The sequence below is a fragment of the Cellulomonas sp. genome, assembly GCF_036279715.1.
GTDB lineage: Bacteria > Actinomycetota > Actinomycetes > Actinomycetales > Cellulomonadaceae > Cellulomonas_A.
The window spans coordinates 1-16,529 of sequence record NZ_DASUIR010000080.1; the positions used below are offsets into that span (position 1 = coordinate 1).

Genomic DNA, 16,529 nt, shown 5'->3' on the forward strand with positions numbered 1-16,529 from the left:
CGTCCTCGCCCCGATCGGGTTCGTCTCGGACCACATGGAGGTCGCGTTCGACCTCGACGCGGAGGCGCTCGAGACCGCTCGCGAGCTCGGGGTCGAGGCAGTCCGCGCCGGTACCGCCGGGACCCGGGCGCCGTTCGTCGAGGGCCTCGTCGACCTGGTGCTCGAGCGCGCCGCGGCCGAGCGGGGTGAGGACGTGGTCCGCGCGACGGTGGGCGCGTTCGACGCCTGGCCCGACGTGTGCCGTCCCGGCTGCTGCCGACTGCGAGCCGGCGTCGACAGCGGCGTGCCGGCCGCCTGCGGCTCGGACGAACCGACACTGCCGGCCGACCCCTCCGGTCATGACGCACCGCACCACGACACCTCGACGACAGGAGCGCGACGATGAGCACGCACACAGGACCCGCCGAGCACGGCACCCCCGGCGCGCACGGCGTCGCACCCGAGCTGGTCAACGCCTCGATCCGCTATGCGATGTACTCGGTGTTCGCGCTCGAGGAGGCGCTGCCCGAGGACGACGACGAGCGCGCGCAGCTGGTCGCGACCGCGGAGTCCGCGGTCCGGGACGGCGTCCCCGGCAGGCCGGCGGGCGACCTGGTCGTGCGCGGGTGGTACGACGTCTCTGGGCTGCGAGCCGACGCCGACCTCATGGTGTGGTGGCACGGCGACAGCATCGAGGCCGTCCAGGGCGCCTACCAGCGTCTGCGCGCGAGCGAGCTCGGCCGGCACCTGCTGCCCGTGTGGTCCGTCGTCGCGCTGCACCGGCCCGCGGAGTTCAACCGGTCCCACATCCCGGCGTTCCTGGCCGGTGAGGCCGCCGGGTCCTACCTCTGCGTCTACCCGTTCGTGCGTTCGTACGAGTGGTACCTGCTGCCCGAGGCCGAACGGCGCGACATGCTCGTCGAGCACGGCCATGCCGCCAAGGACTTCGCCGACGTCCGTGCCAACACCCTCGCGGCGTTCGCACTCGGCGACTACGAGTGGATCCTCGCGTTCGAGGCGGAGCAGCTCGACCGGATCGTCGACCTCATGCGGGAGCTGCGCGCCGTCGAGGCGCGGCGCCACGTCCGCCTCGAGGTGCCGTTCTACACGGGCCCCCGCGTGGCCCTCACCGAGTGGGCGGACCGGCAGCCGCGCGACGCCTGAGCCGACGGCACCTGGTGCGATCGCCCCACCCCTGGGCGCGGGTTGATGCGCGTGCCATGATCGGGCGATGAGGCGTCTCGCGGGATCGACGTGGCGGTTCGACGACGTCGACGGGGTGCCCGTCGCGCCGGTCCCCGACCGCGCGCGGCCCGAGCTCACGTTCGAGGACGACGGCCAGGTGTTCGGGACCGGCGGGGTCAACCGGTTCCGAAGCACCTACACGCTCGACGGCGACCGGCTCACGTTCGGCCCCCTCGCGACCACGCAGATGGCGGGCATCCCCGACCATCTGGCCCGCGAGCGGGCGGTCCTCGAGCTCTTGGGTGGCGCACCGACCGTCCAGGTCGACGGCGACGTGCTGGTGCTCGTTGACGCGGCCGGCCGCGCGTCACGGCTGACGCGCGTGCGGCCCGACGGCGTCAGCTGAGCCCGGCCCCGTCCAGGCGACCCGTGCCGAGTCCCGGCCAGACCTCGGCGAGCGCCTCCAGGGTGTGCACCCGCGTGGCGACGTCGAATGCCGTGGCCGTCACGAGCAGCTCGTCGGCTCCGGTCCGACGCACGAGGTCGCCGAGCTCGGCAGCCGCACGCTCGGCGGTCGTGGCGATCTGCGTCCCGGGCATCCGGGCGAAGAAGTCGCGCGCCGCATCGGGGTCGAGCTCGGCCAGGATCCGGGCCGCCTCGTCGGGGCTCACGATCGGGCCGAGCGGTCGGGCCGTGCGCAGGCTCAGCGCCATGACGCGGCTCGGCCCGGCGAGGCGGGACGCCTCGGCGGGCGTGTCCGCGATGATGACCGACGACGAGACCATGACGTACGGCGCGTCGAGCACCGCTGAGGGTCGGAACGCCGACCGGTACGCCGCGACCGCCTCGCCGGTGTGGCCCGTCGAGAAGTGGTGCGCATAGCTGTAGGGCAGGCCGAGCTCTCCCGCGAGCTCGGCGCTGAACAGGCTCGACCCGAGCAGCCACGCCTGTGGTGTCGAGGCCTGGTGGGGTGTCGCACGCAGCCGCCGCGCCCGGGCCGAGGGCGCGCGGCCCCCCGGCGCCTGCCCGAGCAGCGCGAGCACGTCGAGGAGCTCGGCGGGGAAGTCCTCCGCGCCGAGGCCCTCGACGGTCCGGCGCAGCGCAGCGGCCGTGGCGGGGTCCGTGCCGGGTGCGCGGCCGATCCCGAGGTCGATGCGCCCCGGGTGCAGGGCCTCGAGCATCGCGAACTGCTCGGCGACGACGAGTGCCGGATGGTTGGGGAGCATGACGCCCCCGGACCCGACCCGGATACGCCGGGTCGCGGCCGCCAGGTGGGCGATGAGGACGCCGGGGGAGGTCGATGCCACGGCCGGCATGGCGTGGTGCTCGGCGACCCAGAAGCGCGCGTAGCCGAGCTCGTCGGCTGCCCTGGCGAGCTGTGTCGTGGCGAGGAGCGCGTCCCGGCTCGTCGTCCCCACGGCGACCGGCGAGGTGTCGAGGACGCCCACCGGGATCGTCCGGGCAGCACCGGGCACCGCCGGGGCGGGGTCCTGGACGGGTTCGACGGGCTCGGGGGAGCGCGCGGCTGAGGTCGGTTCGACGAAGGGGTTCACCTGGACAGCAACGTCGCGACGAGTCCGTCCCATCCCGTCGCCAGGATCAGGGGTACAGGCCGCGGATCTGGTGGGCCTCGGCGACGCGCCGGACGCCGATCATCATCGCGGCGTCGCGCAGGCTCAGCCCTTGCGTGCGTGCGGCCTCGGCGACCGCGGCGTACGCCTCGAGCATCCGGTGCTCGAGGCGCTCCTCGATCTCGCGCTCGGTCCACCAGTACGCCTGGTTGGCCTGGACCCACTCGAAGTAGGACACGACGACCCCGCCGGCGTTCGCCAGGATGTCGGGGACGACGACGATGCCACGCTCCGCGAGGATCGCGTCCGCGCGCGCGGTCGTCGGACCGTTGGCCGCCTCGACGACCCACGCCGCCTTGACCGATCCCGCGGTCTCGGCGTCGAGGACACCCTCGACGGCGGCCGGCACCAGGACGTCGACGTCGAGCGCGAGGAGCGTCGTGTTGTCGATCGCCTCGCCGCCCGCGAATCCGACCACCGAGCCCGTCGCGGCGACGTGGGCGAGCAGCGCGGGGACGTCGAGGCCGTCCGGGGCCTGCACCCCGCCGTACTGGTCGCTGACCGCAACGACCGTGGCGCCGGCCTCCGCGAAGAACCGTGTCGCGTGCGAGCCGACCTTGCCGAAGCCCTGCACGGCGACGCGCACCTCGGACAGCGCCACGCCGGCGCTGGCGAGCGCGGCGCGTGCCGTGTGCACGACGCCCCGCGACGTCGCGGTCAGGCGGCCCAGCGAGCCGCCGACGGCGAGCGGCTTGCCGGTCGCGACGGCGGGGATCGTGTAGCCACGGTTGACCGAGAACGTGTCCATGACCCACGCCATCGTCTGCTCGTCGGTGCCGATGTCGGGCGCCATGATGTCGCGCTCGGGGCCGATCATCGGCATGATCTCGCTCGTGTAGCGACGCGTGACGCGCTCGAGCTCCGACGTCGAGTACCGGCGGGGGTCGATCGTGACCCCACCCTTCGCACCGCCGTACGGCAGCTCGACGACCGCGCACTTCCACGTCATGAGCATCGCGAGTGCCCGGACCTCGTCGGGGTCGACGCTCGCGGCGTACCGCAGGCCGCCCTTGCCGGGCCCGCGCGAGATGTTGTGCTGGACGCGGTAGCCGGTGAACAGCTCGATGGTGCCGTCGTCGCGGCGCAAGGGGATCGACACCGTGATCTCCCGGCGCGGCGTGGCGAGCATCTCGTGCAGGCCGCCGCCGTAGCCGAGGACGTCGACAGCCTTCGCGAGCTGGGCTCGGGCTGTTCCGAGCGGGGAGGGGCTCTCGACGAGAGGGGCGGCGGGCTCCGTCATGCGGGTGTGCCTCCTGGCGCGATCCGGTCCGGTCGCGGACGGCCGGGCTGCGCGGACGAGACTGTCCGGTCGGCACCGTCGCCGACCGTCCGCACCGCGCTCGTGCCTACCCTGCCATGACGACCGAGGAGTTGGTCAGGCCGACCCGCGGATCACGAGCTCGGGAGCGAAGATGAGCGGCTCGCGGTCGCCCCCACCGTGCAGCTGGTCGAGGAGCTGTGCGCCGGCAGCCCGGGCCATCGCGATGACGGGCTGGATCACGGTCGTCAGCGGCGGGTTGGTCGAGGTGGCGACGCCGACGTTGTCGTAGCCGACGATGGCGATGTCGCCCGGCACGTCACGGCCGAGCTCGGCCAGCACCCCCATCGCCCCGACGGCCATCAGGTCGGACGCGACGAACAGGCCGTCGATGTCGGGGTGCGCAGCGAGGAGCCGGCGGGCAGCGGCCGCACCCGAGGTGATCGTGAAGTCGCCGTGCACGACGGCGTCCTCAGGGAGCCCGGCGGCACGAACGGCCTCGCGCCAGCCCGTCAGCCGGTCGATCCCGGCCGACATGTCCTGGGGACCCGCGATCGTCGCGAGGCGTCGCCGACCGATGCTGATGAGCCGCTGCGTCGCGATCCGACCGCCCTCGACGTTGTCGGTGTCGACGTAGTGTGCGGCGCTCTCGCCGGACAGCGGGCGCCCCACGAACACGTTGGGGAGGCCGGACATCTCCAGCGCGCGGTCGAGCTCGTCATCGCGGTGGTGCGAGACGACGATCGCGCCGTCGACGTGCCCGTTGCGGAGGTAGCGGATGGTCCTGGCGCTGTCGCCCGGACGGGCGATCACGAGGACGAGCTGCATCTCGGAGTCGGCGAGCGCCGTGCTGAGCCCGTTGAGCATCCCGGCGAAGAACGGGTCCGACAGGACGCGCTCGTCGGGCTCGGGGACGACGAGCGCGATGGAGTCGGTCCGCTTGGTGACGAGCGAGCGCGCAGCACGGTTCGGCGTGTAGCCGAGCTCGGCGATCGCAGCCTCGACCGCCGCCTGCGCCTCGGGGGAGACCCGGAGACCACCGTTGATCGCGCGCGACGCCGTCGAACGCGAGACTCCCGCACGCTCGGCCACCTGCTCGAGCGTGGGCGCCGGGGGTCGTCCGAGCGTGGGGCGGATCGCATCGTTGTCGATCACCATGGGTCGTCCCCTCGTGAGGCTGCCTGAGCAGCGTATGCAGCAAGAATCGGCGGGCGGGACCCTCAGCGCGAGCCCCGCCCCCGGGCGATCAGCCCTTGACCGCTCCCTGCATGATGCCCGCAACGAGCTGGCGACCGGCGAAGATGAACACGACGACCAGCGGCACGACCGACAGCGTGACACCGGCCATGATCAAGGCCATGTCCTTGAAGTAGGACGACTGCAGCAGCTGGACGGCGACTGGCAGTGTCGGGTTCGACGATCCGAGCACGATGAACGGCCAGAAGAAGTTGGTCCAGGATCCCACGAACGTGAACAGCGCCAGCATCGAGGCCGCCGGACGAGCCGCGGGCAGCGCGACATGGTAGAAGGTCTGGATCATCGAGGCACCGTCGACGCGTGCGGCCTCGATGAGCTCGTAGGGAAGGGCCGACTCGAGGTACTGGGTCATCCAGAACACCCCGAACGCGGTGACCATGCCCGGCACGATGACGGCCGTGAGCTTCCCGGTCCAGCCGAGCTTCGACATCACGATGAAGAGCGGGACGATGCCGAGCTGCGTCGGGACGGCCATCGTCGCGATGACGAAGACCAGCAGAGGGCCGCGGCCGCGGAAGCGGAGCTTGGCGAAGGAGAACCCGGCGAGCGTCGAGAACAGGACGACCGAGGCCGACGTGAGGACCGCGACGACGACGCTGTTGCGGAAGGCCTTCCAGAACTGGATCTTGGAGGTCAGGACGCGGTGCACGTTGTCGAAGAACTCGCCGTGGGGCAGCAGCGACGGGATCGGGTGCTGCGCGATGGCCCCGGCGTTCGAGCTGGCCAGCAGGAAGGCGTAGTAGAGCGGGTACGCCGAGATCAGGATGACGACGCCGAGGATCACGTAGGTGAGCCAGCCGGCGCGCCGGTCGGAACCTGCGCCGGTCGAGATGTGCCGTCGGCGTGCTGCGGCCCGGGCAGCACCGCGGCCCGCGGTCTGCTGGATGACGGGGATCGAAGGCGCGCTCATCGCTTGGCCTTCCTTCCGGACTTCGGCGCCGAGTCGGTCGAGATCCGGCGGGTGAGGGAGAAGTTGACAATGCCCACGGCAACGATGATGAGGAACAGGATCCATGCGACGGCGGCGGCGCGGCCGAAGCTCTTCTGGGCACCCCAGCCGAGCTCGTACAGGTACATCGTCACGGTCAGCCACTGGCGGTCCGAGCCGCCCTGGCCGAACTGGTCGTACATGCGGGGCTCGTCGAAGATCTGCAGCCCGCCGATCGTGGAGGTCACGACCACGAAGATGATGGTCGGCCGCAGCATCGGGACGGTGATCGAGAAGAACTGGCGCAGGCGTGCGGCGCCGTCGAGGATCGCGGCCTCGTAGAGGTCGCGGGGGACCGCCTGCATCGCCGCGAGGAAGATGAGGGTGTTGTACCCGATCCACCGGAAGTTGACCATCGTCGCGATCGCGACGTGGCTGGACAGGACGTCGGCGTGCCAGCGGATCGAGTCGAGCCCGATGTTGTTGAGCATCGTGTTGATCATGCCGTGCTGGTCCGCGAAGAGCTTCGAGAAGATGAGGCTGACCGCCACGGGGGCCACGACGTAGGGGAGGAGGACACCCATGCGCCAGAAGGTCCGCGCCCGCAGGTTCGCGTCGAGCACCGCGGCCAGGATGATCGCGATGAAGATCTGCGGCACCGACGACAGCAGGAAGATGCTGAAGGTGTTGCGCAGCGCGCGCCAGAAGTTGGGCTCCTGCAGCACGAACGCGAAGTTGTCGAACCCGACGAAGGCGCCCTCACCGCCGATGAGGTGCCACTTGTGCATCGAGACGTACGCCGTGTACGCCAGCGGGAACAGGCCCACGACGGCGAACAGGATGAAGAACGGGGAGATGTACAGGTACGGCGAGAGCTTGACGTCCCAGCGGCCGAGCGTCTGACGGAGGCCGACGCGGCGAGGTTCGCGGTCCCGCGTCGGCGGAGTGGGGCGGCGGTCCAGTTGTGGCGTGGTCGAGGTCGACATCGTGATCCTTAGCGTGGCGCTGGGTGAGGTGAGCGTATCCGGGCTGAGCCGGCCCGCCGGGGGCTGAGCACCGGCGGGCCGGCTCGGTCGGGCGTCAGCCCAGTGCGCTCACGGCGTCCGTGAACTTCGTCCACGAGGTCGCGATGTCATCCGTCTTGTCGACGTCGACGCGGCTGATCGCCTGCTGCATCGCGTCGTTGATGGCGAAGTAGTTCGGACCCTTGAACGGCGGGGTCGCGGGCAGCGCCTTGGCGCGGTTCGCGAGGATCTCGCCGGTGGGGGCGTTGTTGAAGAAGGCGTTCTTGACGCCGAGGAGGTCGGGGCTGGACAGCGCCTTGACCTGGCTCGGGAAGGTGCCCTTGTACTTGAACGCGGTGATCTGCTGCTCAGGAGCGGTGAGCCAGGCGGCGAGGGCCTTGGCCTCCTCCGGGTGCGCACCCTGGGCCGGGACGGTCAGGAACGAGCCACCCCAGTTGCCGGCGCCGCCGGGGAAGACGTCGGCGACGTCCCAGCCGGAGACACCCTTCGCGTTGCCCTCGATGACGCCGAGCATCCAGCCCGGAGCGAGCATCGTGGCGAAGCCGTTGTTCTGGAACGCAGCGGCCCAGTCGTCGCTCCACTGGCCGAGGTGCGCCGAGAGGTTGTCGGTCGTCGACGCGGTGAGGACCTTCGTGTAGATGTCCTTGACCTGGGCGCTGTCCTTGGCGGTGATCGTGTTGTCAGCCGGGTTCTCGTACGCGTCGGTGACCTGGTTGATCATGCCCTGGTAGATGGCGCCGGCCGAGTCGAAGAACGGCACGTTCGTGCCGCCAGCAGCGAACTGCTTGCCGACCGCGAAGTACTTGTCCCACGTCGCGTCCTTGCCGCCGAACAGCGCGGCGACCTCGGCGCGGTCGGTCGGGAGACCTGCGGCCTTGAAGAGGTCGGAGCGGTACGCGATGACCTCGGGGCCGATGTCCGTGCCGTAGCCGATGAGGCGGCCGGTGCTGTCGGTGGCCTGCGACACCTTGTAGTCGAGCCAGCGGCCCTTGGTCTCGTCAGAGTTGAGGTCCACGAACTTGTCCGAGTACTGGAGCAGCTCGGGGAGCCAGTCCACCTCGATGGCCTCGATGTCCGACAGGCCGGAGCCCGCGGCGAGACGCGTGTTCATGTTGTCGCGGGCCTCGTTGGACGTCGCGGCCTTGACGGGCTCGATCGTGATGTTCGGGTGCAGCTTGGTGTACGCGTCGTACAGCGAGCCCGCCGGGTCGTCGTAGCCGAACTCGTTGAACGTCGCGACCTTGAGCGTGATCTTCTCGGTGCTGGCCGCTGTCGTGGCCTTGTCGGTCGCGGCCGGCGTCGCGGATCCGCCTGAGCTGCACGCGGTGGCGAGGAGGGCGATGCCCGTGACCCCGGCCGCGGCTGCCCACATCTTGCGTGTGGTCTTGCGCACTGTGACTCCCTTGTCGTTCGGACGGCGTCCTCGCCGCACCTGAGGGTGTTCGCGGATCGCACCCGCCCACGGGGCGGGGACGATCAACGGACGTGGGCCGTGTGGACCCTCGCGTGGGAGCGATCCCGCAACCTGTGCGGGAGCGTTCCCACGCGCTGCGCTGAACTCTCTTACGGTGCTGGTCGCGTGTCAAGGACGGGGTGGTCCAAACGGGTGTGGTAGCGATCCCACGGCAACGTTTCCGCAGGTCAGAGGCCTGCGCGCCGCGACCGTGTTACCGAATTGTTACGCCTCGCCAACCGTTCCGTGACCTTCCAGCCAACGTGCAGCAACGACCCCTTCGACAGAGAGCGCGTCACGGATCGCTTCGGCGGCGGCGGATTCGACCGCGCCGGCGAACAGGGGGATGCCGGCCTTGAGATCGCCGTCGTACGTCAGGGTCGAGGCCGCGCCGTGCGCTGCGAGGACCATCGTCCCCGTCAGGCGCACCGGGGCCCCCGTGATCTCGACGACGACCGTCCCGCGCCGCTCGCCGTCGGGCCTCGGGGTGTCCCACGCCTCGACCTGACGCACGTGCAGGCTCGACCCGACGAACGCTCGCAGGTTGGCCGGGATCTGGTCGGTCGGCAGCGATCTCCGGGTCGTCACCGTGAAGGCACCGTTCTCGCCGTTCACCACGTCGACGTGCTGGTCGAGCGCTCCGGTCGCCCGCACCTTGGCGTGGACGAAGCTCGGGTCCGCGAGCATGCGCGTCGCGGTCGATGGGTCGGCCGGCAGGTCAAGCGTCACGGTCAGGTGCACAGGTCGGTCCTCCTCGTCGGCGCGGGTGCGCGCTGTGCTCGGTCGCGTGCGTCGGGGGCGGAGCTGCTATGGCTCCGAGGAACGTCGCAGGTCGCGGGCCCTCGCGCACGCGCCCGCCACCACGCTAGCGCGCCGCCGGGCCGCTCGCCGCGAGTCCGCTGGGTCGGGCGACCTAGGCTGGACCTCGTGTCCACCCTGAGCGACCTCGCGTCGCGTCATGCCTCGCTCGATGCCGCCGACCTCGAGTGGCTGCACCTGCTCGTCGGGGACTGGCAGGTCGTGTCGGACCTCGCGTTCGCCGACCTCGTGCTCTGGCTGCCGACGTCCGACGGCGACTTCATCGCGATCGCCCAGTGCCGACCGAGCACGGGCGCGACCGTCCACTACGACGACGTCGTGGGCTCCCGGCCGCCGGACGGCCAGCGCCCGCAGCTCCAGCGCTCGCTCACGGAGGTGCGGGCACAGCGCTCGCGCGAGCCGCGCTGGTTCGGGTCCTACGCGGTGCGCGAGGAGGCGGTCCCCGTCGTGCACGACGGGCGTGCGATCGCCGTCATCGCTCGGCAGACCAACCTCGGCGGGGCCCGCACGCCCAGCCGGCTCGAGCTCAACTACGTCGAGGCCGCCGACGACCTCATGGGCATGATCGCCCGCGGGCACTTCCCCGCGGTCAACGCCCCCACCGGGCCGCGCCGGGGTGCACCGCGCGTGGGCGACGGGCTCATCCGGCTCAACTCGGAGGGTGAGGTGCTCTACGCGAGCCCGAACGCCCTGAGCTGCTTCCACCGTCTGGGTGCGATCGGAGACCTCGTCGGGCGATCGCTCGTCGAGGTGACGACCGACGTGATCGACGAGCCCATCGCGTTCGACGAATCGATGCCGCTCGTGCTCATGGGCAGAGCGCCGTGGCGCACCGACCTCGAGCTGCACGGGGTCGCGCTGTCCCTGCGCGCCGTCCCGCTGACCGAGGAGGGCCAGCGACTCGGCGCGGTGGTGCTGTGCCGCGACGTGTCGGAGCTCCGCCGACGTGAGCGGGAGCTCATGACGAAGGACGCGACCATCCGGGAGATCCATCACCGGGTCAAGAACAACCTGCAGACCGTCGCGGCGCTGCTGCGGCTCCAGTCGCGTCGGATGAGCAGCCCCGAGGCGCGCGACGCACTGGCCGAGGCCATGCGTCGCGTGGCGACGATCGCCCTGGTGCACGAGACGCTGTCGCAGACCCTCGACGAGATCGTGCCGTTCGACGACCTCGTGGGTCGAAGCCTGCGGCTCGCGGCCGACGTCGCGTCCGCGGGCAGCCAGGTGCGGACCGTCGTGCACGGGACGTTCGGTCTCGTGCCCGCCGAGGATGCGACAGCGCTTGCCCTGGTCCTGACCGAGCTGGTCACGAACGCGGTCGAGCACGGGCTGTCCTCGCGCGGCGGCGGGACGGTCGACGTCACGGCCGAGCGTGACGGCTCCGAGCTCACGATCACGGTCGCCGACGACGGGGTCGGCATCACGGCGGGCGCCGGTGCCGGGACGGGGCTCGGCACGCAGATCGTGCAGACCCTCGTCACGAACGAGCTCCGGGGCACGATCGCCTGGGGAGCACGTGACGGCGGCGGGACGCAGGTCGTGCTCCACATCGTCCTGCGCAACCCGGGCCGCGATGCCGCGACGTCAGGGGAGTCGGGCGGCTGGTGACGCGAGCGGGGCCGGCCGGACCTGCGACACTGCGGCGCCCTGCCGCACGACTCGGCGTTGCTGTACTGCTGGGCCCCGCGACACGACGAAGCCGCCGGCGCTCAGGTGAGCGGCCGGCGGCCTCGGAACGATCGTGCGAGTGCTGGGAGGTCAGCTCGCCCGGCGCTGGCGTGCCGTACGGCGCTTGAGGGCGCGGCGCTCGTCCTCCGACAGGCCACCCCAGACGCCAGCGTCCTGCCCGGACTCGAGCGCCCACTTCAGGCACGTGTCCATGACGGGGCACCGGCGGCAGACGGCCTTCGCCTCTTCGATCTGGAGCAGCGCCGGACCGGTGTTGCCGATCGGGAAGAACAGCTCGGGGTCCTCGTCGAGACACGCTGCGCGGTGGCGCCAATCCATGGACATCTCCTCAGGACACGGCAAACCCGTCCCGATCAGGGGCTGGGCTCAGGGGGCGGACGCGACCTTGCCGATGTGCAGGCACAGACGAAACCGGCCCGCGACGAAAGGTGGTGGTCAACTGCTGGGACCAAGCCTCACACCTGAACTGGCGGGGCACAAGGGTTACCGCCAGGTTTCGCCCGCGTGAAGATGAGGTCTTCATCACACCTGTGTGCAGACCATGGACCTAGCGGTCACCGTACCCTGTCGGGCTGCCTCGATGCCAACTCGCTCCCGTAGCCTCGAACCGTGACATCTCGCAGTCCCGAACCCGCCCATCGCCCGTCGCGTCCACGGACCGCAACGGGGGCCACCGGGAGCGACGGAACGGGTGGCCCCCGCGCCAAGCCCCGGATGCTCGTCGTCGTCTGCGTTCTTGTGCTCCTCGAGGCAGCGCTGCTCGTCGGGGTGGGGATCGCCTTCGGCGCCCAGCTCGTGCGCGGGGCGAGCGTCCCGGGCGCTGCGGTGTTCCTGCTCGCCTTCATGCTCGGGGTCGCCGCCGTGCTGGTCGCCTCGGTGCGCGGGCTGTGGCGGGGTCGACGCTGGTCGAGATCCCCGGTGCTCACCTGGCAGCTGCTGCTCGCCGTGCTCTCCTTCGGGTGGCTCGGGGTCGAACGGACCTGGTGGGCGGGGCTCGTCCTGGCCGCGGCTGTGGTGGTCGGCGTGGGACTCGTTCTCCCGTCGGTGGTCGCCGTGACGACCGGCACCGCGGCGCGGAAGAGCTGAGAGCCCACGAGCCGAGCACTCGCAGGACGAGCACGGGCGAGCTGAGCCCCGACGAGCCGAGACCTGGGCCGCGTCGGCCTCACGATCGGCTGCCGGCATCGGCGACCTGGACGGCGACCACCTGCCGGTCGTCGTGCAGTGCTCCGCGGCCACGCGCGTGCGGCCGCGCCGGGTCGAGGACCCACTCGAGCGAGCGGCCGAACACGTCCGCCGAGCCCGGCTCGTGCGGGTCGAGAACGAGGCCGCGGCGACCGGCTCGCAGGCGCGAGAAGGGTTCGCGGTACGCCGTCGCGGCCCGTGCCGTCCGTGCGGAGGCGATGAGCCGTACGTCGCCGGTGGCGTCCGGCGCGACCATCCGCGCGAGCCGCTCGACGTCGAGCGGCTGGGACTGGTCGAGGTCGTCGAGGTCGTCGACGACCAGGTCGATCGGATCGGCCCGGGTGTCGAGCTCGCCGAGCAGGGTCCGCAGCCCGTCGTGCCCGACGGACCACCGCAGCCCCGGAACCTCGCGGAGCGTGCCGGTGGGGGCGACGACCGCGACCCGACGACCCGCGCGCACGAGATCCAGCGCGACGACTTCGAGAGCGGTCGAGCGGCCGGAGCCCGGTGGACCGACGACCAGGGCCCCACGGCTCGTGTCGAGGTGCACGGTGGCGGCGTCGTCACCCCCGAGGCCCAGAGCCGCTCCACGGGCTCGGTCCGGCGCGAGGTCCGTCCACGGGACGTGCACCGGGATGGGTCGGAGCCGCACCGGGTCGGCACCCGACGCGGCCGGTGTCCGCGGGAGCACGTGGCGTCCGCCCGGCTGGGATCCCGCTGCTGCCGCGCCGACCAGCGCGACCTGGCACTCGACCCCACCGTGCGCGCTCACGAGCACCGCCCGGCCCGGCGTCCGACGACCGCCGGCAAGCTCAGTCGGGACGCCGGCGAGGACGTCGGCGACCGCGTCGGTCTGGCCGAGCACGAGTCGCGAGGAGAACAGTGCGGCGTGCGTGAGGGTGCGGGCGGACGCGCGCGCCCCGGCCACGATCGTGACGCCTCGACGCCGGCCGTCGCGCAGGAGATCGAGGAGCCGCTCAGCGGCGGCGCCACGCGCCACCGAGGCGAGGGCGTCGAGCGCGGCCTCGAGGTCGTCGACGACGAGCAGGCGGGGTGATCGGGGGTCGGCGGCCTCGGCCAGGAGTGTGACGAGGCGCGCGAGCCGGCGAGGGTCGTCGGTCCCCACGACGGTCCCGAGGCTCGTGCCCCTGCGATCGAGATCCTCGTCCGACCCGCGCAGGTCCACCGGCGTGCGCGCCTGCAGATCGAGCCCGACGAGGTGGACGTGCAGGCCGCGCGCGAGCGCGCCGGCCGCGACCGTCTGGAGCGTCGTGGTGCGACCGCTCCCGGGGCCGCCGAGGACGAGCAGGTGCCCGGCAGCCGGGTCCCAACGCACCGCGGTGCGGCGCTGCTCGGACGGCAGGTCGCCGAGCGCGAGCGGGAGTGTCCGCTCCGGGTCGACGCCCGGTTCGAGCGGGAGCGCCTCGATCTGCTCGGCGTCGACGACCTCGGGCAGGGCCGGGAGCCACGGCGGCGTCGGTGCCGGCGTGCCGTCCGCGGCGCGGCGGATGGCCTCGACGTAGCGGCGAGCGTCGTCCGCGGGAGCCGTCGCGTCGTTCGGCCGGTTGAGCGCTGCGCGTGCGGCGATGGCCTGCGGCGCATCGCTCCCGGCCCCGGGGACCCAGCTGGGGTCGGCGGCCGTCCACGACGCAGCGGCGTCGACCAGGTTCCGTTCTCCCGGTGCGATGGCTTGCGCGACCTGCACCCACTCGGGTCCCGCGGTGCCGCGACGCACGATGGCCCGCCCCGGGGTCGACGGGAGGATCGAGGCCGCGTCCGGGAGGTCGAGGACGTCGACGGACTCGGCGGCGTCGGTCACCCGCAGTGCGATGCGCAGCGAGATGTTCGCCCGGAGGTCAGGCCCGATGGCCCCCGCCGGCCGTTGCGTGGCGAGCACGAGGTGCATGCCGAGCGAGCGGCCCTGGGCGGCGAGCCGGAGGAGTCCCGGGAGGAAGTCCGGGTGCTCGTCGGCCATCGCCCGGAACTCGTCGACGACGACGAGCAGCCGCGGTGGCGGTGCGACGCTCGTCGCCCCGGAGTCGTGCGCGAGCCACAGCTCGGCGAGGTCGGCGACGCCCGCCGCGGCGAGGGTCCGCTCGCGATGGTTCAGCTCGGCGCGCAGACCCGCGAGCGCGCGCGTGGCGAGCGATCCGTCCAGGTCGGTGACCTGACCGACGACGTGCGGGAGGTCGGCGCACGGGCCGAAGCTGGCGCCGCCCTTGTAGTCGACCAGGGCGATGGCGAGCCGCGTCGGCGGGTGGGCGAGCGCGAGCGAGAGGATGAGGGTCTGCAGCAGGGCGGACTTCCCGGCACCGGTCGTGCCCGCGACGAGCGCGTGCGGTCCGTCGCGGACGAGGTCGACGGACACGGCACCCTGCTGGTCGGCACCCAGCGTCGCGCGCAGCCCCCTCGACGGGGCTGCGGCCCACCGGGCTCGGACGAGCGCGTCGTCGGGTGGCCCGATGCCCGGGAGGTCGCCGAGCGCGACCCGGTCAGGGAGGGTGCCCGCGCTCGAGGCGTCGGGGCGGTCGAGGGTTCGGACGCCCGCTGCGCGACGGCTCTGCCGTCCCGCCCAGTCGGACCCGACCGCGCGCAGAGGGAGCGGACGCGATCGGCCGCCGCGTCGGAGCGTCGCGCCGGTCGGGCCGACCTCGACGACGGCGTCGCACCATGCCGGCACAGCGCCGAGGCTGCGCGCGACGAGGACGAGGTCGTGCGTCGACCCGGAGGCATGCCACCACCGAGCGATCTCGCCGTGGGTGCCCTCGCCGTCCGCGACGACGACCGTCCGCCCTGCCGCCGGACCAGGCAGCTGCGCGGAGCGGTGCGTGAGCCAGCGCGCCCAGCGCCATGTCTCGCTCTCGCTCTCGCCGCACCTGACGACGAGCGCGGTCTCGCCCTCCGGGCCGATGAGCCCGAGCGTGATCGCTCGCGCGATCCCCAGGGACAGCTCGCGCGGCCCGACGACGGCGACGGCCTGACCCGCTGCGTTCGCGCCGGCGGCCCGGTCACCGGGCCGCTGACCGGGCCCGCCGTCTGACCCCGGTTCCAGCCTGGCCGGGTCCCGGCCCGCGGGGAGGGGCCCATGCCGGAGCCTGACGAGGGTGGCCGTCGCGAGGTCCGCGGGATGGATCGAGTCGACCAGGCACGGCGTGCCGGACGCGAGCCCGGCCGCCCAGCCGGCGCCGGCGTGCTCGGACGACACCGCGCCGCGCTGACCGTCGGGGTGCGCGGCGCGGCCGTCTCGCGGGGTCCGACGGCGCTCGACGACGACCTGCCCCAGGGCGATCGCTGGTGCGATCAGCACGCACCCGAGCAGGATGCGGTTGCCGGTCGCCGCGGCCAGTGCGACGGTGCCGGCGGCCGGGGCCACCCACGTCAGGACGGTCGAGCCGAGTCCGGGCCGGGGGCCGGCGGGTGGCTCCGTTCGGGGCTCCGCCGGACCTGGCTCGGTCACGGGCCCGCGGATCTCGAGGACGCTCGCCCCGAGGCGCACGCGGTCGCCGGGATGCGCTCGGACCCAGCGCCGGTGCACCACCCGGCCGTGACGGACCCCGCGGGCGGACCTGCGCGCGCTCCGGCGACGCAGGAGACGCGTCCCGTTCGTCGAGCCCACGTCGCGCACGGCGACCTCGCCGCGGCGCAGCGCCAGCTCGACGTGCCGCTCGGACATCGACGGGTCCCGTAGGTCCAGCCGACGTTCTGACGCCACGGCAGGAGCGCTTCGCGGTGAGCGCACACTCGTCGCCGGCGCGAACCGGCCGACGACGAGTGTCTCGTCGACGGCACGCAGCGCGCCGCAGTCAGCCCCCTCGACGACCGCGATGTGTCGGAAGGCATCGATCGCGGCGTCGTCAGCGGGACGCGTGCCACGCCCGACCTGCAGCCGCGCGCCGGCCAGCAGCGGCGGCTGACCGCACGGGTGCTCGTCGTCGACCGCGACGTGGTCGACCGCGAGACGCGCGCCCGGCGTCGTCCACCCCGGGTGGCCGGTGATCCGCGCGAAGTCCTCGCGCAGGTCTCCGAGGCGTGCGCCCGGAGGAACCGCCACGTCGGTCGCGACGAGCGCCGAGGTCGTCGTCGCCGACTCGGGTGTCAGCAGGGTGATCCGCACGACGGC

General features: G+C 72.7%; 14 protein-coding genes. 5 read left to right on the forward strand and 9 right to left on the reverse strand.

The window, feature by feature from the left end; genetic code table 11:
• The 3 genes from VFW79_RS08245 to VFW79_RS08255 form a co-directional block, all read left to right on the forward strand.
• On the forward strand, positions 1-385 hold a 385-nt coding region (locus tag VFW79_RS08245; protein WP_329676831.1), incomplete at its 5' end, for a ferrochelatase.
• Positions 382-1,143, forward strand: a complete 762-nt coding sequence (gene hemQ, locus VFW79_RS08250; protein ID WP_329676832.1) for a hydrogen peroxide-dependent heme synthase — start codon at positions 382-384, stop codon at positions 1,141-1,143. The genes VFW79_RS08245 and hemQ, both read left to right, overlap by 4 nt.
• A 67-nt stretch (positions 1,144-1,210) precedes the next feature.
• Positions 1,211-1,570: an META domain-containing protein gene (locus VFW79_RS08255; RefSeq protein WP_329676833.1), complete on the forward strand. Its 360-nt coding sequence runs from the start codon at positions 1,211-1,213 to the stop codon at positions 1,568-1,570.
• Here the strand turns inward: VFW79_RS08255 and VFW79_RS08260 are convergent.
• The 7 genes from VFW79_RS08260 to VFW79_RS08290 all read right to left on the reverse strand — a co-directional run bounded on the left by VFW79_RS08260 (position 1,563) and on the right by VFW79_RS08290 (position 9,457).
• Positions 1,563-2,717: an LLM class flavin-dependent oxidoreductase gene (locus VFW79_RS08260; RefSeq protein WP_329676834.1), complete on the reverse strand. Its 1,155-nt coding sequence runs from the start codon at positions 2,715-2,717 to the stop codon at positions 1,563-1,565. The two genes, VFW79_RS08255 and VFW79_RS08260, sit on opposite strands and share 8 nt — an antisense overlap.
• Before the next feature lie 46 nt (positions 2,718-2,763).
• Positions 2,764-4,035 carry a Glu/Leu/Phe/Val dehydrogenase gene (locus tag VFW79_RS08265; RefSeq protein ID WP_329676835.1) on the reverse strand — a complete coding sequence of 424 codons (1,272 nt, stop codon included), beginning with the start codon at positions 4,033-4,035 and terminating at the stop codon, positions 2,764-2,766.
• Positions 4,036-4,170: 135 nt separating this feature from the next.
• Positions 4,171-5,211, reverse strand: coding sequence for a LacI family DNA-binding transcriptional regulator (locus VFW79_RS08270; RefSeq protein ID WP_329676836.1), 1,041 nt, complete (start codon positions 5,209-5,211; stop codon positions 4,171-4,173).
• An 88-nt stretch (positions 5,212-5,299) separates the two neighbouring features.
• Positions 5,300-6,220 (reverse strand): carbohydrate ABC transporter permease, encoded by a 921-nt coding sequence (locus VFW79_RS08275; protein ID WP_329676837.1) that lies wholly within the window; start codon positions 6,218-6,220, stop codon positions 5,300-5,302.
• The gene (locus VFW79_RS08280) at positions 6,217-7,224 is read right to left on the reverse strand and encodes a sugar ABC transporter permease (protein WP_329676838.1); all 1,008 of its coding nucleotides are present in this window, start codon (positions 7,222-7,224) and stop codon (positions 6,217-6,219) included. Before VFW79_RS08280 ends, VFW79_RS08275 begins: the two co-directional genes overlap by 4 nt.
• Before the next feature lie 94 nt (positions 7,225-7,318).
• Positions 7,319-8,656 (reverse strand): ABC transporter substrate-binding protein, encoded by a 1,338-nt coding sequence (locus tag VFW79_RS08285; protein WP_329676839.1) that lies wholly within the window; start codon positions 8,654-8,656, stop codon positions 7,319-7,321.
• Between the two features lie 285 nt (positions 8,657-8,941).
• Positions 8,942-9,457: a DUF2505 domain-containing protein gene (locus VFW79_RS08290; protein ID WP_329676840.1), complete on the reverse strand. Its 516-nt coding sequence runs from the start codon at positions 9,455-9,457 to the stop codon at positions 8,942-8,944.
• A gap of 186 nt (positions 9,458-9,643) precedes the next feature.
• Here VFW79_RS08290 and VFW79_RS08295 point away from each other — a divergent pair, with 186 nt between their 5' ends.
• The gene (locus VFW79_RS08295) at positions 9,644-11,143 is read left to right on the forward strand and encodes a sensor histidine kinase (protein WP_414647918.1); all 1,500 of its coding nucleotides are present in this window, start codon (positions 9,644-9,646) and stop codon (positions 11,141-11,143) included.
• A 150-nt stretch (positions 11,144-11,293) separates the two neighbouring features.
• Here the strand turns inward: VFW79_RS08295 and VFW79_RS08300 are convergent, their stop codons facing one another.
• Complete coding sequence (locus VFW79_RS08300) at positions 11,294-11,542, reverse strand: WhiB family transcriptional regulator (RefSeq protein ID WP_109132306.1); 249 nt, start codon at positions 11,540-11,542, stop codon at positions 11,294-11,296.
• A gap of 291 nt (positions 11,543-11,833) precedes the next feature.
• Between VFW79_RS08300 and VFW79_RS08305 the strand changes: the two genes are divergently transcribed.
• Positions 11,834-12,310, forward strand: a complete 477-nt coding sequence (locus tag VFW79_RS08305; RefSeq protein ID WP_329676841.1) for a hypothetical protein — start codon at positions 11,834-11,836, stop codon at positions 12,308-12,310.
• Between the two features lie 79 nt (positions 12,311-12,389).
• Here VFW79_RS08305 and VFW79_RS08310 read toward each other — a convergent pair whose 3' ends face one another.
• The gene (locus VFW79_RS08310; protein WP_329676842.1) at positions 12,390-16,523 is read right to left on the reverse strand and encodes an FtsK/SpoIIIE domain-containing protein; all 4,134 of its coding nucleotides are present in this window, start codon (positions 16,521-16,523) and stop codon (positions 12,390-12,392) included.
• Positions 16,524-16,529 lie beyond the last annotated feature (6 nt).